The sequence below is a fragment of the Corynebacterium sp. HMSC062A03 genome (assembly GCF_001811145.1).
Taxonomy (GTDB): domain Bacteria; phylum Actinomycetota; class Actinomycetes; order Mycobacteriales; family Mycobacteriaceae; genus Corynebacterium; species Corynebacterium aurimucosum.
Window position 1 is genome coordinate 290,447 of the sequence record NZ_KV803651.1, and the last position, 21,134, is coordinate 311,580.

General features: G+C 62.0%; 21 protein-coding genes. 3 read left to right on the plus strand and 18 right to left on the minus strand.

Annotated elements, in window-relative coordinates; translation table 11 throughout:
* Window positions 1–119: 119 nt before the first annotated feature.
* The 6 genes from rpsI to eccCa form a co-directional block, all read right to left on the minus strand.
* A complete protein-coding gene (gene rpsI / locus HMPREF2781_RS03635) occupies window positions 120–656 on the minus strand; it encodes a 30S ribosomal protein S9 (RefSeq protein ID WP_070644433.1) in 537 nt (178 codons plus the stop codon).
* Complete coding sequence (gene rplM / locus HMPREF2781_RS03640) at window positions 656–1,099, minus strand: 50S ribosomal protein L13 (RefSeq protein ID WP_010189505.1); 444 nt, start codon at window positions 1,097–1,099, stop codon at window positions 656–658. Before rplM ends, rpsI begins: the two co-directional genes overlap by 1 nt.
* Window positions 1,100–1,534: 435 nt before the next feature.
* On the minus strand, window positions 1,535–1,822 hold the full coding sequence (locus HMPREF2781_RS03645) for a WXG100 family type VII secretion target (protein ID WP_010189507.1): 288 nt from the start codon (window positions 1,820–1,822) through the stop codon (window positions 1,535–1,537).
* A 70-nt stretch (window positions 1,823–1,892) separates the two neighbouring features.
* Complete coding sequence (locus tag HMPREF2781_RS03650; RefSeq protein ID WP_010189512.1) at window positions 1,893–2,210, minus strand: WXG100 family type VII secretion target; 318 nt, start codon at window positions 2,208–2,210, stop codon at window positions 1,893–1,895.
* Between the two features lie 178 nt (window positions 2,211–2,388).
* Complete coding sequence (locus tag HMPREF2781_RS03655) at window positions 2,389–3,519, minus strand: type VII secretion-associated protein (RefSeq protein ID WP_070644434.1); 1,131 nt, start codon at window positions 3,517–3,519, stop codon at window positions 2,389–2,391.
* Window positions 3,516–7,244 carry a type VII secretion protein EccCa gene (gene eccCa / locus HMPREF2781_RS03660; protein WP_246821765.1) on the minus strand — a complete coding sequence of 1,243 codons (3,729 nt, stop codon included), beginning with the start codon at window positions 7,242–7,244 and terminating at the stop codon, window positions 3,516–3,518. The genes HMPREF2781_RS03655 and eccCa overlap by 4 nt, the downstream gene beginning before the upstream one ends.
* A 129-nt stretch (window positions 7,245–7,373) precedes the next feature.
* On the opposite strand from eccCa, the gene eccD reads away from it, so the two are divergent.
* On the plus strand, window positions 7,374–8,705 hold the full coding sequence (gene eccD / locus HMPREF2781_RS03665) for a type VII secretion integral membrane protein EccD (protein ID WP_070644436.1): 1,332 nt from the start codon (window positions 7,374–7,376) through the stop codon (window positions 8,703–8,705).
* Window positions 8,702–9,877 (plus strand): S8 family serine peptidase, encoded by a 1,176-nt coding sequence (locus HMPREF2781_RS03670; RefSeq protein ID WP_070644437.1) that lies wholly within the window; start codon window positions 8,702–8,704, stop codon window positions 9,875–9,877. The genes eccD and HMPREF2781_RS03670 overlap by 4 nt, the downstream gene beginning before the upstream one ends.
* Here HMPREF2781_RS03670 and eccB read toward each other — a convergent pair.
* From eccB to secY, 12 genes are all read right to left on the minus strand, one after another.
* A complete protein-coding gene (eccB, locus tag HMPREF2781_RS03675) occupies window positions 9,837–11,096 on the minus strand; it encodes a type VII secretion protein EccB (RefSeq protein ID WP_070644438.1) in 1,260 nt (419 codons plus the stop codon). The two genes, HMPREF2781_RS03670 and eccB, sit on opposite strands and share 41 nt — an antisense overlap.
* A gap of 54 nt (window positions 11,097–11,150) precedes the next feature.
* Window positions 11,151–12,011, minus strand: coding sequence for a tRNA pseudouridine(38-40) synthase TruA (gene truA / locus HMPREF2781_RS03680; protein WP_070446552.1), 861 nt, complete (start codon window positions 12,009–12,011; stop codon window positions 11,151–11,153).
* Between the two features lie 212 nt (window positions 12,012–12,223).
* Entirely contained in the window at window positions 12,224–12,718 is a 495-nt protein-coding gene (gene rplQ / locus HMPREF2781_RS03685; RefSeq protein ID WP_070644439.1) for a 50S ribosomal protein L17, read from the minus strand.
* Window positions 12,719–12,796: 78 nt separating this feature from the next.
* On the minus strand, window positions 12,797–13,807 hold the full coding sequence (locus tag HMPREF2781_RS03690) for a DNA-directed RNA polymerase subunit alpha (protein WP_010189530.1): 1,011 nt from the start codon (window positions 13,805–13,807) through the stop codon (window positions 12,797–12,799).
* Between the two features lie 69 nt (window positions 13,808–13,876).
* Complete coding sequence (rpsD, locus tag HMPREF2781_RS03695; protein WP_010189536.1) at window positions 13,877–14,482, minus strand: 30S ribosomal protein S4; 606 nt, start codon at window positions 14,480–14,482, stop codon at window positions 13,877–13,879.
* Between the two features lie 21 nt (window positions 14,483–14,503).
* Window positions 14,504–14,908: a 30S ribosomal protein S11 gene (gene rpsK, locus HMPREF2781_RS03700; protein WP_010189540.1), complete on the minus strand. Its 405-nt coding sequence runs from the start codon at window positions 14,906–14,908 to the stop codon at window positions 14,504–14,506.
* Between the two features lie 3 nt (window positions 14,909–14,911).
* On the minus strand, window positions 14,912–15,280 hold the full coding sequence (rpsM, locus tag HMPREF2781_RS03705) for a 30S ribosomal protein S13 (RefSeq protein WP_039673764.1): 369 nt from the start codon (window positions 15,278–15,280) through the stop codon (window positions 14,912–14,914).
* Between the two features lie 185 nt (window positions 15,281–15,465).
* Complete coding sequence (infA, locus tag HMPREF2781_RS03710; RefSeq protein WP_003854422.1) at window positions 15,466–15,684, minus strand: translation initiation factor IF-1; 219 nt, start codon at window positions 15,682–15,684, stop codon at window positions 15,466–15,468.
* Window positions 15,685–15,907: 223 nt separating this feature from the next.
* Window positions 15,908–16,699, minus strand: coding sequence for a L,D-transpeptidase (locus tag HMPREF2781_RS03715; RefSeq protein ID WP_070446556.1), 792 nt, complete (start codon window positions 16,697–16,699; stop codon window positions 15,908–15,910).
* A 52-nt stretch (window positions 16,700–16,751) separates the two neighbouring features.
* On the minus strand, window positions 16,752–17,546 hold the full coding sequence (gene map / locus HMPREF2781_RS03720; RefSeq protein WP_070446558.1) for a type I methionyl aminopeptidase: 795 nt from the start codon (window positions 17,544–17,546) through the stop codon (window positions 16,752–16,754).
* A 15-nt stretch (window positions 17,547–17,561) separates the two neighbouring features.
* A complete protein-coding gene (locus HMPREF2781_RS03725) occupies window positions 17,562–18,107 on the minus strand; it encodes an adenylate kinase (RefSeq protein ID WP_070644440.1) in 546 nt (181 codons plus the stop codon).
* A complete protein-coding gene (secY, locus tag HMPREF2781_RS03730) occupies window positions 18,107–19,432 on the minus strand; it encodes a preprotein translocase subunit SecY (protein WP_070446562.1) in 1,326 nt (441 codons plus the stop codon). Before secY ends, HMPREF2781_RS03725 begins: the two co-directional genes overlap by 1 nt.
* 380 nt (window positions 19,433–19,812) lie before the next feature.
* Between secY and HMPREF2781_RS03735 the strand changes: the two genes are divergently transcribed.
* Window positions 19,813–21,120, plus strand: coding sequence for a class I SAM-dependent methyltransferase (locus tag HMPREF2781_RS03735; protein WP_070644441.1), 1,308 nt, complete (start codon window positions 19,813–19,815; stop codon window positions 21,118–21,120).
* Window positions 21,121–21,134 lie beyond the last annotated feature (14 nt).

Genomic DNA, 21,134 nt, shown 5'->3' on the forward strand with positions numbered 1-21,134 from the left:
GGGCTTGGTTATACCCCGCAACATAGCAGGAAACTCGCCCCACCCCTGCCATACACGGCGAAAGCCGCCGCCTCCACGAAAGGGAAGCAGCGGCTATCGGAAAATGCAGTAAGCGAAGATTAACGCTTGGAGTACTGCGGGGCACGACGTGCCTTGTGCAGACCAGCCTTCTTGCGCTCCACGGCACGAGCATCACGGGTGAGCAGGCCAGCCTTCTTCAGGGCCTGGCGGTCAGCCGGGTTGTAGATGTTCAGTGCGCGGGCGATAGCCAGGCGCAGGGCGCCTGCCTGACCGGTCGGGCCACCACCGTTGACGGTGACCTTGATGTCGAACTGACCCTCGCGCTCGAGGATGGTCAGCGGCAGCAGGATGTCCTGCTGGTGCAGCTTGTTCGGGAAGTACTCGTCAAAGGCGCGGCCGTTGACGGAGATGTTGCCGGAACCAGCAACGAGGCGAACACGAGCGATGGCGCGCTTACGGCGACCAACGGTCTGGATCGGGCCCTCATGGATAGCCGGGGCAGCGGTCTCAACCTCAGCCTCGGTATCGGTTGCCAGGGAATCACCGATGGTGTTGGTGAACTCCTCGGTAGCGGCGGTTGCTGCAGCGATGTCGGCAGCGTCGGCTACATTGTTGTCGATGTTCTGCTCGGTCATTACTGTGCCACCTGCTTAAACTCAAAGGTTTCCGGCTTCTGGCCGGCGTACGGGTGCTCCTCGCCCACGAAAACGTGCAGCTTCTTGATGGAGGCGTTGGAAAGCTTGTTGTGCGGCATCATGCCCTTTACAGCTTCCTCGATAACGCGGACCGGGTTGGCGTCCAGGGACTGACCAAGGGTCATGGACTTCAGGCCGCCCGGGTAACCGGAGTGGCGGTAGCGCATCTCGCGCTCGCGCTTGTTGGAGGAAATGTGGATCTTGTCCGCATTCAGGATGATGATGTGGTCGCCGCAATCAACGTTCGGTGCGTACTGGGGCTTGTGCTTGCCGCGCAGCATGTCAGCCACGGTGGAAGCGAGCTTGCCCAGAACCACGTCGGTAGCGTCGATGACGTACCACTTGCGGGTGATGTCACCGCTCTTCGGGTGGAAAGTAGACAAAATGACTCCTTGAAAGTCTGTCTCGGAACTGCCGGCCATCGCTATGTAAGCCCCTACGCGGTACATACAGCGGCCGGTGGAGACCTGCAGCACGCGCGCACCAACGTTCAACGAGGTGCGGACACATAGGTGTTTCACTTTAGTACGCAGCGGATCAAAAACCCAAAACGCCGATATCGCCCCTCACCAACGCCTCCATCCCAGCTAATTCGGGGTGGGGGTTCGAGACAGAAACGTTGATGAGAAGCGATACCGGCGCCTTTTACTGAGTGGGCGGAGGGTGGTGTGGGTCAAGGTGGCGCGTCCAGCCCTTCCATTCTCTGCGCCACTCCCCTAGCCTCCGCGTCTTCCCCCCTCCCGCTCACTGCTCATGGTGGTGAATGGTCAGGCAGAGAGTGTCCGCACACCCAGCTCAAGACTCACAGTAGGAGTGGTTTAGCCCCAGCTAGCGGCAGCGCGACGGTTGACGTCGCTCATATTGTCATTGCCCTGGGAAACCGTGGTGGAGATGGTCGCTAGCACCGTGTTGAGCTCGGCGGCTGCCTTGTCCCATTTCGCCTGCGCCGCGTTATATGCGGCAGCGGAATCTCCCTCCCACGTCGATACCATCGGCTGCAGGGTGGATTTGAGGTCACCGAGGAGCCCGTTGATGCGGCCCGAGGTGGAGTTGATGTCGGCGGCGGCACCGGCGATGGCGCCAAACTGATACTTGATTCCAGACATTGCGTGTTCCTTATCTTCTGTGTTCGTGCGTGGTTCAGCGTGTGCAGTAGTCAGTGAAAGCAGCTCGTGTTTAGAGGGCCAGGCCCGCGCCGCCAACGTTCTCGAAAGACTGGGCGTTATCAGCCTCGACCGAATCAAAGTTGCGGGCATTGTCCCTGATGTTCTCGCTGATGGCGGTCAGCGCCTCACGCAGCTGCTGCGCGGAGGAGTTGTAGCGCTGCATTAGGTTGTCAAAGGAAACCTGCGCGCGGCCTGCCCAGCTGCCACGGACGGAGTCCACAACACCCTGCAGGCGGGTGAGCTCCCCCTGTACCTCGTCGTTGGTGGAGTCGACGCGGCCAGCGGTGGCCACCATTACGTCGGCTTCTGTGCGGAACGTTTGAGTCATGTCCTTCTCTTTCTGTCTTGTTCCCTACCTTGGGGCGTATCCCTTATTCCTAGGGATTGGTGTGTGTTTCTTCCCCCGAGAAGCACCCTGTGTCCTTCTCACCCTTATTGGACTGAGCTAGTAGCTCATCGGTTCCCGCTAATTTCCAGATTCTTTGAGATTCGCAGAACTTTCCCGCTTAGTCCTTCTTGACCAGCGATTCTGCCGCCATTCGGCAGGCAGCCTTCTGCACTACATTGGGCTCAAACTTGGTGTGACAGCCCACGGACATCTGATGGCCCTTGTCTTCCCACATCATCCACGTCACCCGGGAGCCGTCGCCGGGGTCCTCGGTATACGTCAGCCGTCCAGAGTCCTCTACCGGATCACGGAGGGCAGGATCGGATTCGATCTGCTCTTTAATCTCTGTGAACAACGCGTCGACAGGCACATTGAAAAGCGGATCAGCAGCCAGGAGGATGCGCAGGTTGGGGTCTTCACCGGCAGCGGTGACCAGACCATCCTCCACGCTGGTGCGGAATCCTTGAGGAAGCACCAGGGACATTCCCTCCACGTCGATGGCCTGCTGACCGGGTCGCAGCTGCCTGCTTCCGGATTCCTGAGCTCCGGTCCCCTCAGCAGAGCTCTCGGGCTGTGCCTCCGTGTCGGGATTCGGGGCCATGCCCGAAGTGCCGGAGGCGGCAGATGCTCCTTCAGCTGTCTGATCGGGAGTCGACGCTGCCACAGCCGCATCCTTGCGACCCACCGCCCACCACGACACCCCGGCCACCACGAGCACCATGACCGCGATAGCGATGTAGAAAAGATCGATACCTCCCAACAACGCGGACCAGCGGGATTCCGCTGCACGGTGCGAGCGCCCGCGGCGGACAGGCCGGGACAGCTCGGCAGTCGCCGCGTCCTCATCCCCAAGGTCCTCGTGCTGCGTGCCCACGACCGAACGGGAAGAAGACGGTGCAGCACTAGCCGCAACAGACACGGACGGCGGCGATGGTTCTGGTTCCTGCACGGTCGCACCCGCACCAGCGAGCTGACGGCGCAGGATATTCACGGCTTCGACGCTGACCTCCGTTCCGGAGGGATCCGCCACCACATCAACGCTGATATCCGGCCATTCCGCCCCGCAGACTTTTTCGGCTTGGTCGAGGACTGCCTCCAGCGCCCAACCTTCGGCGATTCCAGTGCCGGGCAGGTCATAGCGATAGATCGTCTCTGGGCCTTCATAGATCGTGGCGGCATCGAGCACCGTAATAGCTAGCGTGGTCTCGGGCGCGGTTGTCGGGGTTCGCAGTGCATGCGTCGTGGTCATTGGTTCTCTCCCTTGTTGCTTGTGGTCTGTGGTGAGGTATGTGAACTATCGGCGCTTGGCACATAGACCTGCGCCAAGCCTTGGGATACGCCGCGGACGACCCATTGGCCACGGCCGGGCGGCAATGCCGTCGGTTTGATGCCGAAGATGGCGCCTTCGTCACGGTCGGCGTCGAGAAGCAGCAACGCCGGCTGCAAGTCCCGCACCGCCGAGAGGAACTGCCCAAACATCGCGCGCCCAATGCCACCTGCTTTGCGCGCGAACACCAGGTGCAGCCCCACATCGCGGGCGTGCGGGAGGAGCTCCAGCAGAGGTGCTAGCGCTATCTCGCTGACGAGGTCGAGGTCATCGATGACAAGGTAAATATCTGGGCCCTGCCACCAGCTCCGCGCGGCGAGCTGGGCAGGGGTGACGTCGGCGCCAGGGAGGCGCTGCTCTAGGGTGCGCACTGTATCGAGAATGGCTTGGGTGGCCGCGCTTGCCGACGCCCCATAGGCCGCCACCATCTCCTCATCCAGCGTCCCCAAATGCGCGCGGCGCTCATCGATGACCACCAGGCGGGCTTCCTCCCGACTCAGCTGGCTGATTCCGGCGAGAATCACGCTGAGAAAATGCGATTTGCCGGAGCCTTGAGAGCCAATGCACACGAGGTGAGGCTGGACGCCCGGATCCCAGTCGAGGACCTCTAGGTCCGGACCACCAATGCCCCAGGCCACCCCGTCTGATGACGAACCATCTTCCGGCTCAGGCAATTCGGTGAGCACAGTGGGCAACATTTTCAGCGGTGGAACCGGAACAGCATCCGCATGCACGCCACAGATATGAGCGATATCCTGCGGTGAGGTCGCTGCAAAAAGGAGGTTTTCTCCTGCTAAAGTGATCCCTCGCCCAGGTGCTGCCGGCAACTTCTGCTGCGCCTTGCGGTCGATGAGGGAATCCATGGCTTCGCCCAAGCGCAGCTCAAGGCGGGCCGCGATGAGATCCCGAATCGACGGCCGCAAACTGGTCCACCGCGCCGCTGCAATCAAGACGTGAACGCGGGCGGAGGCACCGTCAGCAACCAACTGGGTAATCGGCTCAGCTAAGTCCTCAAAGTCTGCCCCGGACGTGCCGATGTGGTGCCAGCCGTCCACGATCAAAAAGGTGTGGCGAGGTTCCGGGCGGCGCACGAGGCCGGCGACTTCATCGACGATGCGCCGCACCTTTTCCGGTTCCTCACGTCCGGCTACCCCAGCTACATGAGGCAGACGGTCCAACACCCGCAACTGCCCGCCTCCTAGGTCGATGACATAAAAGCGCACCTGGTCCGGTGAATGCCACAGGGCCATACCGGAGGCGATGCTGCGCAGCGCCATCGACTTTCCTGACTGCGGTCCGCCGCACAGTGCGAGGTGCCCACCGCCCGTCGTGAAATCCACGAGCAGCGGGTCTTGACGCTGGTGATAAGGACGATCAATAAGCCCCACCTCCGCGCGTAGCCCGCCACCTGCGCTGAGTGAATCCGTGCGCAGAGCGGCAACGCTGGATAGCTCTACCACGGGCGGCAAGGGTGGCAACCAGATTCGCCTCGCTGACTGGCCGCGCTTGGAGGCTTCCTCCCGGGCGGCAGCCACCACTGTGTCCAAGAGTGTGCTCGAAGAATCCACGAGCTCCGTATAGTCCGCGTCCTCCTCCGCCGTACGATGCCCACTAAAAAGCTCTACGCGTGCCGAATGCCGCGTATGTTCGGTCACCTCATCACGCACTACCCGGCGCGTGACCGGGCCAGAAACATAAGAAGCCTGAAAGCGCGTGGGGGCATCGGCATCCGTTTTGAGGTAGCCGGCTCCCGGCTGGGCGGGGAGGTGATAAGCATCAGGCACACCGAGGACCTGGCGGGATTCCCCGGCGGAGAAAGTCTTCAACCCAATGCGATAAGACAGGTGCGAGTCCAATCCCCGCAAGCGCCCTTCCTCCAAGCGCTGGGAAGCGAGCAGCAGATGCACGTGCAGCGAGCGGCCGAGCCTTCCCACCGCGACGAAGAGTTCAGCGAAGTCCGGGTGCTGCCCCAACAGCTCCGAAAACTCATCCACCACAATGACCAACGCCGACAGCGGCCCGTGCTCCGCCACCGCGGCAGCGGAGGCGTTGAATTCGCCCACGTTGGCAAAATTTCCTGCCTTGCGCAGCAGCTCCTGGCGGCGATTCATCTCGCCGGAGATGGCATCGTACATTCGCTCCACCAGGGTGGATTCTTCTTCCAGGTTGGTAATCACGGCGGAGGTGTGCGGCAGTTCCTCACAGCCCAAGAAGGTGGCGCCACCTTTGAAGTCAACGAGCACAAGATTGAGTTCCTCCGGACTGTGCGTGGCGGCCAGCGCTACGACAAGCGTTCGAAGTAATTCCGATTTTCCGCTGCCTGTGGCACCAATGCATAACCCATGCGGCCCCATCCCGCCCTGCGCGGACTCCTTTAAGTCAAGCATCAAAGCGTGCCCGGACTCGTCGACACCGATGGGCACACACAGCCGCTCAGCAGGGCTGCGCCCCTGCCACATGCCGGAGGCTTGGAGCGCATCTACATCCCGAAAGCCCAGCAACGAGGGCACATCCGCATTGCGGCCATGCCGAGGCGTGGACGCGACATCGCCACCGAAGGGGCGGTGATAGGGCGCGAGGGTGCGGGCAAGGAGGAGGGCCGTGGGGACGTCGACAAGCGCGCAGCTTCCTAGCTCCTCCTCGCCCGCGGCAGTAACCACGGAGAGCGTGCTTTCCGCCCGCAGGTAGATGCCCTCTTCCTCGGCGCGCCGTCCCAGCGGCGAATGGGGTGTCACCCCCACGGCGATGGTGGTTGTGGGGCTATCCCCCGGCGCGTCACTGCGCAGCACACCAACGCTATGCCCTTGTTCCTCCGTCATGACGCAGATGCGAAACTGCGCCTGGTCAGGCTCCCTGGAATGCGGCAGCCACTTCAACCATCCCCATTCCGCACCGTGATACTCAATGCCCACGGTCTCCGGGCCATGCAGCACCGCCAGGTGTAACAGCAGCGCGCGGGCCACCCCAGCGGCGTCTTCACCGGCCAGGCCGACGACGCGAAAGGCCTGCAACTGGATGACCACCGGCATATCCGCGAGGGTTCCCACCGCACGCACGGTCTGGCGCAGGCTCACCGCGCACACCGGGTCGAGGTCTTCCGCCGCACCCGAATCCGGCACATTAATGGGAGTGCACAGGGCCATCGGCCCCGTCCCCACCCGCACTTCCAAGGCATCCGGGGCATCCGCCGTCCGCTCCCACAGCCGCGGGGTGGGAATCAGCGCGCCAAGCTGTTCGGGGTCAGGGTTGCGGTGTTCCTCGTGCGCGCGCTGAGCCGCCCCACGCTCTAGTGCTTCCTCCCGCAGTGCCTTGAGGTGGCGCAAGTAGGTCCGGCGGGTCTCATCCGGATCGTGCCCGCCTGCCTGTGGGTTAAACATCATGGCCATGCTGGCCAGCATCATGAGCGGGAACATGAGGCTCATGGGACTGATCCGTCGTGCATCCCCCGCTCCGAGAACCATGAGCGCCACCATGCCCAGCATGGCCGCGATCATCACCAGCGGCATGAGTAAGCGCACGAGCGGCACCGGTTGTGCGCGGGCTGCCTCCGGCACCGCCTCGGCATCAATGCTGCCCTGCGGCAACGGTGGTGCTGGCTCCCGATAGGCCGCCACCCCAGTGCCAACGACGCGTGTAGGTACGCGCATGTCAAAGTCCTTCCCCCCGAAGTACTCCACCGCCTCCTTAAGCGGTGGACAGCGTGCCACAAGTAAGCCACAATGTGAGGCAATGGGCAAGGGGTTGCCCAGAAAAATTTTTCGGGGGAGGTACTTTCCATGACTCGCGCACTTGCGCATTCCATTCACGTCACCGTCCGCATCCATGCAGGCCAGACCCGCAAAGAAGCAGATGTATCGCTACCGCTTTCTTCCAGCGTCGGGGAGGTGCTGGGAGAATTGCTCGTGCTTGTCGACGTCCCCCCGGCCCCCATCCTCTGGCGCGCCACCACCGCGGCGGGCAAAACCATATCGATGACCACGCCACTCGACCGCACCAGTTTGGAAGACGGCTCCGTCCTGGTGCTCAGCCCAGATGCGCCGACACCGGCGCCCATCGTGCGGGATGCCGCGGAGGCACTCGCTGCCGAGGCCTCGACCACGCAGCTGTCTGGTCTAGCCGGGGTCTGGGGCGTGGCAGGGCTTATCGCCGTCGGCGCCTTGCTCGCCGCCGCCCTATCTCCCTCGATTGGCTGCGCCGCCGCTGCACTCCTCGGCCTCGTGCTCGCGGCGTGGACCCGGCGCGGTTCTCTGCTTGCAACCGCCCACGTTGCTGCTGGTCTGGCGGGGGCGCTGTCCACTGGTTCGCCTGTGGCTACTGGCCCAGCCGGAACCGTGATTCCGGCCGCACCACTCGTGGGTGCTGCGGCGGCCGTGGGTGCTGTGGCGGTGCTCTCCCACGTGGTGCGTATTGGCGGATTACGTGCTCGGGCAAGTGCCGCCACGTGGTGCCTGCTCGCGCTCGTCGGTGTGCTTGGCCCCGGCCCGTTACTTGCCTCCACTGTGGTCCTGCTAGCGGCCTCTCCCCTGCTGACCACGCGGCTTGCTGGTCTCCGAGTGCCGCAACTGCCCACCGCCGGGCAGGACTTGAGTATCTCGGATGAGGATCCCACGGATAACTCACTCAAAGCCCGGCACGCCGGGCAGGCCTACGAAGGTATAGCGGTGGGCTGCACGCTGGCGGGCATTCCTTCCCTCTTTCTCGTCGCGCTCAACGCTCACACGGACGCAACCGTGGTTGCTTCCCAGGCATTATGCGTGAGCATCGCCGGAGCGGTCATCGTGCATGCGGCACGCCATGCCCGGCTCATTGCGGCGTGGGCACTGGGTATCTATGGCCTGGCCGCGGCTAGTGCCGCGGTGGCGGTGCCTCTGCGCGAGTGGCAGCTGCTTAGTGCCCCGACTATGGGAACGTGGGTGCTCAGCGTGATCGTGGGTCTCATCGTGGTGGCCATGCTTTCAGTACCGGTGTGGGCAGGCAAACTACAGCAGATTGAGCCAACTACCATCGTGTGGTTCGAGCGCGCCGAGGCACTCGCGCTCGCCGCTTGCCTGCCGCTCGCCGCGCACCTGGCCGGGCTCTTCGAGTTCATTCGGGGGTTGGGCGCATGACAGCTCTAAGCAGAATCAGCGCTGCCAGCGCAGCCCTTGGCGCCGTCCTGGCTTGGGGTTCCTGCGTGTTGCCTGGGCCGGTAGCTGCTGCCCGCGAACCGGATACCGCCTGTGCAGTAGCCACACGGGCTCCGGCAGGACCACAGCCCTCGGCGCAGTACTCGGAGTATCGTACGCGGTTGCATTCCTTTGCCACGGGTGCCGGGGTGAAGGTCGCGGTCATCGACACTGGAGTGGCCGCCCACCCACAGCTGCACGTATCACCAGGAGCGGACTTCGTAACCCCGGAGGAACCAGACCCGCTGCGGGATTGTGACCTGCACGGAACGGTGGTGGCCGGCGTCATCGCAGGTAAGGAACTCGGCGTGGCTCCGGATGCGGAAATCTACTCCATCCGGCAGACCAGTTCGCATTACCGGGCTCCAGCAGCAGAGAGCAGTGAAGCGGAACGAGCTGGCTCCGGCACACTGGCCAGCCTGGCTGCCGCCATCGAGGATGCTGTTAACGCAGACGCAAAGGTCATCAACGTCTCCGTGGTCTCCTGCGTTCCGCAGGATGCCGCGGCAAGGGTGGACCGCGCTGGTGTGGATGCGGCGCTTCGCCGTGCAGAAGAGGCTGGGGCGGTGGTCGTGGCGGCGTCGGGAAACGCCACGGCTGGCGGCTGCGAAAAGGATGACGTGGTCTTTCCCGCGGAAGCCGAAACCGTCCTCGCGGTCGGCGCCTTAGCTACGCCGCATGACCTCGCGGAGTACTCCATCGCCGCGCCCCTCAGCGCGGAAGGAAACGTCCCTCTCGCGCTTGAACCCGGCGGCGGCTGGGCCACGGGAAAAGGCGACGCTACCTTTCAAGGCACTTCCTTTGCTGCGCCGTTGGTCAGCGGTACTCTCGCTTTGCTGGTGCAGCGATACCCCGGGGACTCCCCGGCACAGCTGCGCCAGCGCATTATTGATTCGGCCGAACCCGGGCACGGGGTGGTGGATCCTCTTACTGCGGTAACCTATCGGCCCCCGAGCGATTCCCGTAAGGATCGCTCGATTGCGGTCGCACCAGCGGCGGCATCGAAAGGCACGTCCTGGCCACAGGTGCGTTTGCTCCTCGGGGCCTTAGGCATGCTCATCCTCGTGGCGGTTTTCAGTGCTCAGCCTTTAAGGCCTCCGCGCGGCTTAAGGTAGAGCCTTCCGGCAACAGGCGCAGGATCTCCCACGGCACCTGCTCCGGTTCCTCCACGCCCAGCGCGCTCAGCTCCGCGGCACCAGCCAGCTCGTGGCGTCTGCCAGTGGCGGACACCACGTGATAACCGTGCCCGCTATCCACGCCCACGCCAGCTTGGAGTCCGGCGAAACGGTGCGCGGGCGAATCTCCCGGTAGGTCCACCGTGGCCGCCACCGGCCGCAGCATGCCAGCACCCTGTTCGTGTGTCGCACACAACCAGCCTTGCTCGGGAGACAGGAAGTCCACGCGGGTGGTGGGCAGGTTGAAGGTCGGTGGGACGTCGCCCAGCGCGGCCACCTCTTGCGCCTGTGCGGGCAGGCGCTGAGCACCCACGCCGACGAGCATCTCCGCCTGGGTGGGGGTGATGGAGAAAACACCGTGCTCCGTGCGCGCCCACAACTGCTCGCCGGTGTCGAGGATCTCAGGCGGCGCGGCTGGAAAGCTCAGCGGCTCCAGCTCTGTGAAGGCGTTGAGCAATTCCTCGGGCATGGTCCACACAGCGGTTTCTGCAGTCATCCCCAACGCGCGGCGCAGGACCCTGCCCTGCGTGCTCGTAGCCTCAGGCAACACGACGCGCCCCTGGCCCGTCAGCAGCCACTGCGTTCCCGCGGATTCCACCACGGCGGCGTGCTCCGCATCGAAGGCAGGAACGGCATGGTGGGCCACCACGGTGACGATGCCGACGCGGCTGCTGGACTGCCAGTTCTCGCCTTGCGTAGATTCCTCCAAACAGGCCGACCAGCCTGACTCCTCCCCCATCGCCGTGCCCAGGAGGTTAGGCGCATCCGCAATTCCCAGCGGTGTGCCCAGGTTCACCTGCTCCAGGAAGCTTTCGCCGGCGGCCTGCGCTTCGACCGGTTCGTTGGCGATGAGTCTGGCCGAAGCCAGGTTGGTCACCGGATGATAGGTGCCATTCACTAGCGCTAAGAGCTGCCCCTCAGAAGAACGCACGACGGGCGCATCCCCTGGCTGCGGGTCCGGCTGCATCCACGCGATGAGCCCCGATCCGAGACTCAAAAAGGCCACGGCGGCCACCCCGCCAAGCAAGGCGCGACGCCGTCGCTTTAGCGGATCATGAATCATGCGGATATCCCCGAAGACCAAGCCGTGCTCGAGGCGACGCAGTAGAAACTTGTGCCCGGATACTTGGGCCTTGGTAGTAGGCAACGCGCGTGCCATGAGAGTCCTCCCCGAATCAGTGCGCCACCCTCCCACGGCGCAGTGAGTTCTAGATTAACCCAACTCGGTATCCTCTGCAGCGCGACGGCTGCGGGTCATCTCCGCGCGCGCGGCTAACTGTTCCGCATCGGGATAGTCCACGCCGACGAGGCTCAAACCCGCTGCCGGGGCGAGGGGAATCTGGGAAGACCTGCTGGTCTCTTTGAGCATCTGGTCTGCGAAATCCACGTCACGGGAGCCTTCGCCCACCCGCAGGCAGCAGCCTACGAGACAGCGCACCATGGACCAGCAAAAAGCATCGGCGCTCACGTGCGCCTCATAAAGCTGCGGTTCGGCTGGCGTGGAGACATCCTTCCACTCAAATGCCAACAGCTCGCGGATGGTGGTTGCGTGCGGCTTGGCTTTGCAGAAGGCCACGAAATCGTTGAGGCCCACCAGCCTGTCGGCGGCTGCCTGCATCAGATCCAGGTCCACCGGCTTGAACCAGGTCGCGGTATCGCGCGCGCGGGTCGGCAGTGCCCCGCGCGGATGCGTCGTAATGCGGTAGACATAGTGGCGGCATAGCGCCGAAAAGCGCGCATCAAAATCGGGCGATACTTCGGTGCAGGCGTGTACACGGACGTCGACGGGCAGCAGCTTGGCCAGGCGCCTGACCAGTTTGGCAGGGTCACCATCGATGCTCCGTTGGCTCAGCGCCTCACGGGTGGTGTCGAAGTGAGCCACCTGACCGCTGGCATGAACGCCCGCGTCGGTGCGCCCGGCCACGGTGAGCTCCACGGGGTGGCGCAGCACCATGCTCAGCTTCTCCTCCACGGTCTGCTGCACCGTGCGAAGCCCACCTTTCTGCCGAGCCCAACCATGGAAGTCGGTGCCGTCATAGGCCAAGTCCAGTCGCAGGCGAACGCTTTCACTCATGGGGGTTGATGATACCGTGCGCCCGAAGCGCCGTGCAGACTGCGTCGGTGGCCCGTTTTAACAAATAGTGGCCTAAAAACTGCAATTTTTGGACCCTTATTTGTTAAAACGGTACTTCATCCAGAGCACCTGCGCCGGGGCCCGTAAAAGACGACAAAGGCCCGCGTCCCACCACAGTGGTGAGCGCGGGCCCTATAAGACCTAAAGAAGAATTACTTCTCCTCGGTGGTCTCCTCTGCCTCAGCCTCGTCAGCCTTAGCGGACTCAGCCTCGGCCTCTTCAGCCTTAGCTTCCTCGGCCTGCTTGGAGGCAGCAGCGCGGGTAGCGCGGTTTGCCTCGGAGGTCACGGTCTCCTCGAGAACGAGGGAGATCTGGGACATCGGGGCGTTGTCGCCGGAGCGGTTCTCCAGCTTGATGATGCGGGTGTAGCCACCCTCACGGTTCTCGAACTTCGGTGCCAGCTCATCAAAGAGGTAAGCAACGACATCCTTGTGCGGGATGAGCTTGAGAACTGCGCGACGGTCAGCAACGGTGCCGGCCTTCGCCTTGGTGATGATCTTCTCGATGTACGGACGAAGAACCTTCGCCTTGGCATCGGTGGTCTTGATTGCGCCGTGCTCGATCAGGCTCGCAGCCATGTTGCTCAGCAGGTGCTTCTGCTGGCTGGCGGAGCCGCCGAGACGCGGACCCTTCTTGGGGGTAGGCATGATGTACTCCTCGTGTGCGGATTAATTGAGCGCGCGACGGGGCGCAAAAGTCGCGCCGTCACGATTCAGTGGAATTCTTTACTCGGAATCGTCGGAAGCCGGGTCTTTGAAGTCACCGGTTTCTGCGTCGTAGCCTTCCAGCTGGGTCGGGTCGAAGTCCTCGGGAGTGTCCTTGAGGGCCAGGCCCAGGTTAGCCAGCTTGATCTTTACCTCGTTTATCGACTTCTGACCGAAGTTGCGGATATCCAGCAGGTCCGACTCGGTGCACTCAGCGAGCTCACCAACGGTGTGGATCTCCTGACGCTTCAGGCAGTTGTAGGAGCGGACGGAGAAGTTCAGATCCTCGATCGGCATGCTGTAGGCGGCGATGTACTCCGTCTCCTGCGGGGACGGGCCAATCTCGATGCCCTCAGCAGCGGTGTTCAGCTCGCGAGCCAGGCCGAAGAGCTCGACCAGAGTGCCGCCGGCGGAAGCCAGGGCGTCGCGTGCGGAAATCGAGTTCTTGGTCTCGACGTCGATGATCAGCTTGTCAAAGTCAGTGCGCTGCTCAACACGAGTAGCTTCGACCTTGTAAGAGACCTTCAGCACCGGGGAGTAAATCTGGTCAACCGGAATGCGGCCGATTTCTCCCGAGGTAGCAGCAGCCGGGACGTAGCCACGGCCGCGCTCGACGACGAGTTCCATCTCCAGCTTGGCGGACTCATTCAGCGATGCAATGTGCAGATCCGAGTTGTGGATCTCCACGCCAGCCGGCGGCTGGATATCGCCTGCAGTGACCTCACCCGGGCCTTCCTTGCTCAGGTACATCACAACCGGCTCGTCGGAGTCGGAGGACAGAACCAAGCCCTTGACGTTCAGGATGATCTCGGAAACGTCTTCCTTCACACCGTTGATGGTGGTGAACTCGTGGAGCACACCGTCAATCTTGATGGAGGTTACTGCCGCGCCCGGGATGGACGAAAGCAGCGTGCGACGAAGCGAGTTGCCAAGGGTGTAACCGAAGCCCGGCTCGAGCGGCTCGATGACGAACTTAGAGCGGGACGAGTCGATGAATTCCTCGGTGAGCTGAGGACGCTGGGAAATAAGCATGGAGTTTCTCCTTGTCGGCGCCCGCTATATGACGCCGGTAGAAGGGGTAAAGATGAAAGTGTCGAAGGATTACTTCGAGTAAAGCTCGACGATGAGCTGCTCCTGCAGCGGGACGTCGATCTGAGCGCGCTCGGGCAGCTGGTGCACGAGGATGCGCAGGGTGTCCGGAACGACCTGCAGCCACGCCGGAACGTTGGCGTCGACCAGGCGGTCCTGAGCCTCTTCGAACCATTCCATCTTCTGGGAACGCTCACGAACATCGATGATGTCGTACTGCGTAACGCGGAAGGAAGGAACGTTGATCTTCTTGCCGTTCACGGTGAAGTGACCGTGAGAGACAAGCTGGCGAGCCTGGCGGCGGGTGTTGGCCAGACCGGCGCGGTAGATCACGTTGTCGAGACGGGACTCGAGCAGAACGACGAGGTTGTCACCGGTCTTGCCCGGGAGACGGTTAGCCTCGGCGTAGTAGCGACGGAACTGACGCTCCAGCACACCGTAGGTGTACTTCGCCTTCTGCTTCTCCTGGAGCTGCAGCAGGTACTCAGATTCCTTGATGCGGTTGCGGCCAGCCTGTCCCGGAGGGTACGGGCGACGCTCAAATGCCATGTCGCCGCCGACCAGGTCGACGCGCAGACGGCGGGATACGCGGGTAGCGGGGCCAGTATAACGAGCCATTTTCTTACCTCTTCCTTTCCCTTAAACCTTGCGGCGCTTGGTCGGACGGCAGCCGTTGTGCGGCTGTGGGGTGGCATCCGTGATCGAGGAAACCTCGAGGCCTGCAGCCTGCAGGGAACGGATGGCGGTCTCGCGGCCGGAGCCCGGACCCTTGACGAAAACGTCAACCTTCTTCATACCGTGGTCCATGGCCTTGCGGGCCGCGTTCTCTGCAGCCATCTGCGCAGCGAACGGGGTGGACTTACGGGAACCCTTGAAGCCGACGTGGCCGGAGGATGCCCAGGAGATGACAGCACCGTGCGGGTCCGTGATGGACACGATGGTGTTGTTGAAGGTGGACTTGATGTATGCGTGGCCAGCGGCCACGTTCTTCTTTACGACGCGACGACCACCACGGCGCGCGCCGGAACGAGTCTTGGGTGGCATATTTTACTTCTTCTTTCCTGCGATCGTCTTCTTCGGGCCCTTGCGCGTACGAGCGTTGGTCTTGGTGCGCTGACCACGAACGGGCAGGCCACGACGGTGGCGGATGCCCTGGTAGCAACCGATTTCAATCTTGCGACGGATGTCAGCCTGAACCTGGCGGCGGAGGTCACCCTCTACCTTCCAGGTAGCTTCAATGACGTCACGCAGCGCCGACAGCTGATCGTCGTCGAGGTTGTCGGTGCGCAGGTCGGGAGAAATGCCGGTCTTTTCCAGCAGTTCCTTGGCACGGGAAGGCCCGATGCCGTAGATGTAGGTGAGAGCAACCTCCATACGCTTGTTGCGCGGGAGGTCAACACCAGCTAGACGTGCCATATGGCTAGTCCTTTCGGGTTGTTACGATGGTTTTCTCCTCATCCGTCCCCCGCCACGCATACGCTTCGCCCCGGACCGTGCCGGGGTACTGTGGGCATGCTTAGCAGCGTGGGCTCAGGCCATCGCAGCCTGAGGTGAAAAAGGACGCAGCTAGTGCGTCCCGTGGGTGAGGAGGCTTACAGTCTTTACTTGTAGCGGTAGACGATGCGTCCGCGGGTCAGGTCATAAGGAGACAGCTCCACAACAACGCGGTCCTCCGGGAGGATGCGGATGTAGTGCTGACGCATCTTGCCCGAGATATGGGCGAGTACCTTGTGTCCGTTGTCGAGTTCGACGCGGAACATTGCGTTGGGCAGGGGTTCGACGATGCGACCCTCAACCTCGATTGCGCCTTCCTTAGCCATAACCTCTACTTTTCTGGTGAAGTGCGTGCCACGCTTGGCGACGCCCCCACCTGCATGTTTGATGTCTACTGCCTGGTGCCTCCAGCAACCACTTTGGCCGCATACAGACACCAGCACTAAAGCATACGCTGCGAGAACGGGTTTTCCAAATACAGAAACCTCCCGTCACCACATGGTGCGGGAGGCTGATGCCATGTAGCGGTGACTCGCTCACCGCAACGTCTTAGTAGATGAAGACCTTCGAGCCCATCGGCACATCATTCCAGTAGCGCACCGCATCCTGATGGGTCAGGCGCACGCAGCCATTGGACTGGTATGCCGGGGAACCCTCATGGAAGGCGTGGCCATTGTTGGTGAAGTACATGGCGTAGGGCATCGGGGCGTTGCCGAACTCCCAGGAGATCTCGTCCTTGATCTTGCGGTTGATGTAGAAGGTACCAGCCGGGGTTTCCTCACCCGGCTTGCCGACAGACATGCCCTGAGCGACGTAGGTGACGTTGCCGTTGCCATCCTGCAGCCAGGTACGGCTCCCACCACGATCCACGCAGATGCGTGCATCTGCCGGGCAAGGACCAACGTCGAAGCGCTGTGCCTGACGCTCAGCCTCAGCCTTGCGGGCAGCTTCCTCAGCGGCAGCCTTCTCGCGGGCAATCTGCTCAGCGTGGGCGCGCTCTTCAGCTTCGCGAGCGGCGCGGATCTCAGCATTCTTCTGGTCAATCAGACCCGGGAAGATCAGCTCGATGGCACCATCGATAACTGGGCGGAGGGCGTCAGCCGCCTGCGGGTTAACGCTCTGGAGCGTCTCCAGCATCTGGTTGCGGCTATTCCACGCGTTCTCGCGGGTCTGGCCAGCGAACTCATCAAGCTGGGACTGAACATCGGAAGACAGGGTGTCGATCGAAGGAACCGTCTGTGCGTTAGCGGCCGGAGCCACCGAGAGAGTGGCGGTTACCAGGCCAATTGCGGTGGCGCGACGTAGGGAACGGGCGCCAACTAGGGAGCGAATCTTAGACATGGCAAAAAGTATAAACCTTCCTTAGGCAAAATGCCTACCCAGGAAACAAGTTTTAATAACGCTGAGTCAGGATGCGCGGACCATTCTCCGTGGCCGCCACCGTGTGCTCCCAGTGGGCAGATAGTGAACCGTCGAGCGTCACGACAGTCCAATCATCGTCGAGAACTTCATTGTCCTCGGTACCCAGGGTCAGCATCGGCTCAATGGCGAGGACGGAGCCCTCCTGAATAATCGGGCCACGTCCCGCCTTACCTTCATTAGCCAGGTAAGGCTCTTCGTGCATTTCACGGCCAATGCCGTGGCCACCGTAGCCATCGACGATGAATAGCTCCACGCCGAACTTATCCTCGGCGCGATAGGTAGCCTGCTCGAGGGCTGCGGAGACGTCGGTAAGCCGGTTGCCGGGAACCATGGCCTTGAGGCCTTCGTGTAGGACCCATTCGGTGGCGTCGCTCAGCGCCTGTGCCTCAGGGCTGAGTTTGCCGACGCCAAACGTCCACGCACTATCCCCCACCCAGCCGTCTAGCGTGGCACCGCAGTCGATGGAGACGAGGTCTCCCTCGGCCAGGAGAAGGTCTTTGTGAGGAATACCATGGACAATCACGTCATTGACGGAGGCGCAAATAGACCCCGGAAAGCCGCCATAGCCCTTGAAGGTGGGCACGGCGCCGGCATCCCGAATGGTGTGCTCGGCTACTTCATCGAGTTCGAGCGTACTCACCCCCACTGCCGCGGCGGCCCGCACGGCTTGCAGAGCGCGGCCGACAACTTCTCCGGCCGCCTGCATGGCGTCGAGCTCGCCCGGCGTGCGGGCGGGAATGGTCTTGGTGCGTCGTCGAAAAGCCATGGCGAGGTTGGCAGATTACTTGCCCATAGCCTGAAGGGTGCGCTCGTTGATCTCCTCAACGCTTCCTTCAGCCTTAATGGAGATGATGGCATCGCCGTAGTGCTCAATGAGCGGGAAGGTCTCCTCGCGGTAGACACCTAGGCGGGTGCGAATGGTTTCCTCTGTGTCGTCCGCGCGGCCGCGAGCAAGCATGCGCTCGACCACGACGTCCTCGGATACCTCAAAGTTCAGGACGCCATCGAGCTTCAGGCCCTTGTCGGCGAGTAGCTTCTCCAGGATGTCGGCCTGCTCCACGGTGCGCGGGAAGCCGTCGAGAAGGAAGCCGTCCTTGGCGTCATCCTGGGTGAGGCGGTCCTCCACCATGCGGGCCGTGACGTCGGTCGGCACCAGCTTGCCGGCATCAATGTAGGACTTGGCCTCTACGCCGAGCGGGGTGCCCTCACCAATGTTGGCGCGGAAGAGGTCACCGGTGGAGATGTGCGGAACGCCGAGCTTCTCGCTGAGGAGAGCGGCTTGGGTGCCCTTGCCGGCACCGGGAGGGCCAAGGAGTACGTAACGCATTACTTAAGCAGTCCTTCGTAGTTGGATTGTAGGAGCTGGGACTCGATTTGCTTGACCGTGGTCAGGGCCACCGAGACCATAATGAGGATGGCGGTACCACCGAAAGCGGAGGTACCAGCGGCACCAGCGCTGCCGATTCCAAGATCCAGGAGGATATTCGGCAAGACGGCGATAACCGCGAGGTAGATCGAGCCGACGAACAACAGACGGTTCATGACAAAGCCTAGGTACTCGGCGGTCGGTCGGCCCGGGCGAATGCCCGGGATAAATCCACCATACTTCTTCATGTTCTCAGCCTGCTCGGCCGGGTCATATTGAACCGAAACGTAGAAGTAGGAGAAGAAGATGGTGAGCACGAAGTACAGGACGATGTACTGCCAGGAGCTCGGCGACTGCAAGTGCGCGATGACATTGCGCTGCCACCAGTTATCAGACACGCCCGCGGAACCGGAGTTAACGATCTGGGTGATGAGCACCGGCATGTAGATCAGCGAGGAAGCGAAGATGACCGGGATAACGCCGGCCTGGTTGACCTTAAGCGGCAGGTAGGTGGAGGAACCACCGTACTGGCGGCGGCCCACCATGCGCTTGGCGTATTGCACCGGAATCCGGCGCTGGCCCTGCTCGATGAAGGTAATGCCCACGACGAGGAAGATGAGCCCGGCAAGAACCATGGCGAAGACCAGGCCGCCATTGTTCTGGAGGATGTTAACGCCGTCGGTAGGAAGGCGGGTAGCAATACCGGCGAAAATCATCAGCGACATACCGTTGCCGATGCCCTTCTCAGTAATCAGCTCACCCATCCACATCACAAGGATGGCGCCGGAGGTCATGGTGATAACGAGCACGATGAGGGTGAAGAAGTTGCGGTCCTCCGCCAGGACGCGCACACCTTGCCCCAGAAGCTGCTCGCGGTCCGCCAGAGCCACGATGCCCGAAGACTGCAGCAGCGCCAACGCCAGGGTGAGGTAGCGCGTGTACTGCGTCATTTTGGCCTGACCGGACTGTCCCTCCTTCTTCAACTGCTCGAAGTGGGGAATGACCACGGTCAGCAGCTGCACGATAATCGACGCCGTAATGTACGGCATGATGCCGATGGCGAAGATGGACAGCTGCAGGAGCGCACCACCGGAGAAGAGGTTGATCACCGAATAGAGGTTGCCTGCTTCCTCCGTGAGGTCACGAAGCCGGCCGGCGATGGTGGCGTAATCAACGCCCGGCGACGGGATCTGTGCGCCAACGCGGTAGAGGATAATCAACACGAGTGTGAAGATGATCTTCTTACGCAGGTCGGCATCTTTGAAAGCCTGCAGAATGGCGGACACTACTAAATCCTCCTGGCCTACCGCGCTTGCTATGCGGTTCGAATTCGCCGCGCACGGGGGTGGATCTCATCTGTTCCCAAACTTTAAGAGTCTTTTTAAGGTCTCTCATAGGAACGGTTGAACACTTTTGACCCCATCACCCTACCAGCCTCGGCCTCATTCGCCACATTGAGCCCGCCCATGCCACGCCGCTGGGCTCCCTATGGTTTTCCCCCTTAGCGCCTTCTACAGATCGGGCCTACCATGGACCCCGTTGCTTTAAGGCAATGTCCTTACAAGATTTTTACGTCTTTTCGACCTTTCCGGCGACGCCTGGAGTGTCTCGGAGTATGGCCGTTCTTGATCTGCCAGACACTGAACCGAAAGAAGTATGTAATTTTATGAGTAAGCGATTCACCCCAATGACCGTGGCTGAGATCATCGATTCCTTCGTTCCCAGCCCCAACCCCTTCCGCTGGGAGGCATTCGACGGTTCCTCTACCGGCCCGGCCGATGCGCAGTTCACCGTCAGGATTAACAACCTCCAGGGCTTGGCCTATATCGCTACTCACCCAGGGGACGTCGGGTTCGCCCGCGCCTATGTCACCGACGGCATCACGGTCGAAGGCGAACACCCGGCGCATCCCTATGGCATCTTCGACGCCTTGCATGCGATGTATGACAAGTTCTCCCGCCCGGACGCCAAGACACTGGCCCGGGTAGCCCGCTCCTTAGCCTCGCTGGGTGCCTTCCAAATCCAGCCGGTCCCAGAGGTTGAGCGCGCTTCCTGGCTGCGCCGCAAGCTGCACGAAGGCCTGTCCAAGCATTCCAAGGAGCGCGATGCAGACGTCATCTCCGATCACTACGACGTGGGCAATGACTTCTACGAACTCTTCCTCGGCGATTCGATGACATATACCTGCGCCTACTACCCCTCCCCCGACGCCATGCTGGATGAGGCTCAGGAAAACAAGTACCGGCTCATCTTCGACAAGCTGCGCCTCAAGGAGGGCGACCGCCACCTGGACGTCGGCTGTGGCTGGGGCGGGATGGTGCGCTACGCCGCTAAGCGCGGCGTGAAGTCAGTCGGTGTGACCTTGTCCAAGGAACAGGCTGAATGGGGCCAAGCCAAGATTAAGGAGGAGGGCCTCGAGGACCTGGCGGAAATCCGCTTCCTGGATTACCGCGACGTCACCGAGGAAGGCTTCGATGCCATCTCCGCCATCGGGCTACTCGAGCATATCGGTGTCAAGAACTATCCCAGCTTCTTCAGCTTCCTTCACGGCAAGCTCAAGCCAGGTGGTGTGATGCTCAACCACTGCATCACCTACCCGGATAACCATAAAACGCCGAAGGGTGGGTTCATCGACCGCTATATCTTCCCCGACGGCGAGCTCTCCGGCTCCGGCACCATCACCAAGTGCATGCAGGATGCCGGATTCGAAGTTGTCCACACGGAATCCCTCCGCTTCGACTACATGCGCACGCTGCATGATTGGTGCGAGAACCTCAAGGAGAATTGGGAAGAAGCCTGCTCGCTGGTGGGTCTGCCCACCGCGCGCCTGTGGGCCATCTATATGGCCGGCTCCGAGTGGGGCTTTGAGCACAACATCATCAACCTGTACCACTTCGTGGGCGTCAAACTGGGCGAAGCCGGCTCCCGCGCCGGCGTGCCAGAGCGCCGCTGGTGGGAAGATTCGCGCTTCTAAAGACTTAAGGGAGT

Excerpts from the sequence above, each read along its gene's own strand:
- rpsD (WP_010189536.1), bottom strand. The coding sequence starts at position 14,482 with ATGGCTCGTTATACTGGCCCCGCTACCCGCGTATCCCGCCGTCTGCGC.
- eccD (WP_070644436.1), top strand. The coding sequence starts at position 7,374 with ATGACTCGCGCACTTGCGCATTCCATTCACGTCACCGTCCGCATCCAT.
- HMPREF2781_RS03670 (WP_070644437.1), top strand. The coding sequence starts at position 8,702 with ATGACAGCTCTAAGCAGAATCAGCGCTGCCAGCGCAGCCCTTGGCGCC.
- HMPREF2781_RS03645 (WP_010189507.1), bottom strand. The coding sequence starts at position 1,822 with ATGTCTGGAATCAAGTATCAGTTTGGCGCCATCGCCGGTGCCGCCGCC.
- rpsK (WP_010189540.1), bottom strand. The coding sequence starts at position 14,908 with ATGCCACCCAAGACTCGTTCCGGCGCGCGCCGTGGTGGTCGTCGCGTC.
- map (WP_070446558.1), bottom strand. The coding sequence starts at position 17,546 with ATGGCTTTTCGACGACGCACCAAGACCATTCCCGCCCGCACGCCGGGC.
- HMPREF2781_RS03725 (WP_070644440.1), bottom strand. The coding sequence starts at position 18,107 with ATGCGTTACGTACTCCTTGGCCCTCCCGGTGCCGGCAAGGGCACCCAA.
- HMPREF2781_RS03715 (WP_070446556.1), bottom strand. The coding sequence starts at position 16,699 with ATGTCTAAGATTCGCTCCCTAGTTGGCGCCCGTTCCCTACGTCGCGCC.
- HMPREF2781_RS03655 (WP_070644434.1), bottom strand. The coding sequence starts at position 3,519 with ATGACCACGACGCATGCACTGCGAACCCCGACAACCGCGCCCGAGACC.
- HMPREF2781_RS03650 (WP_010189512.1), bottom strand. The coding sequence starts at position 2,210 with ATGACTCAAACGTTCCGCACAGAAGCCGACGTAATGGTGGCCACCGCT.
- eccCa (WP_246821765.1), bottom strand. The coding sequence starts at position 7,244 with ATGCGCGTACCTACACGCGTCGTTGGCACTGGGGTGGCGGCCTATCGG.
- rpsI (WP_070644433.1), bottom strand. The coding sequence starts at position 656 with ATGACCGAGCAGAACATCGACAACAATGTAGCCGACGCTGCCGACATC.
- infA (WP_003854422.1), bottom strand. The coding sequence starts at position 15,684 with ATGGCTAAGGAAGGCGCAATCGAGGTTGAGGGTCGCATCGTCGAACCC.
- eccB (WP_070644438.1), bottom strand. The coding sequence starts at position 11,096 with ATGGCACGCGCGTTGCCTACTACCAAGGCCCAAGTATCCGGGCACAAG.
- HMPREF2781_RS03735 (WP_070644441.1), top strand. The coding sequence starts at position 19,813 with ATGAGTAAGCGATTCACCCCAATGACCGTGGCTGAGATCATCGATTCC.
- truA (WP_070446552.1), bottom strand. The coding sequence starts at position 12,011 with ATGAGTGAAAGCGTTCGCCTGCGACTGGACTTGGCCTATGACGGCACC.
- rplQ (WP_070644439.1), bottom strand. The coding sequence starts at position 12,718 with ATGCCTACCCCCAAGAAGGGTCCGCGTCTCGGCGGCTCCGCCAGCCAG.
- rpsM (WP_039673764.1), bottom strand. The coding sequence starts at position 15,280 with ATGGCACGTCTAGCTGGTGTTGACCTCCCGCGCAACAAGCGTATGGAG.
- HMPREF2781_RS03690 (WP_010189530.1), bottom strand. The coding sequence starts at position 13,807 with ATGCTTATTTCCCAGCGTCCTCAGCTCACCGAGGAATTCATCGACTCG.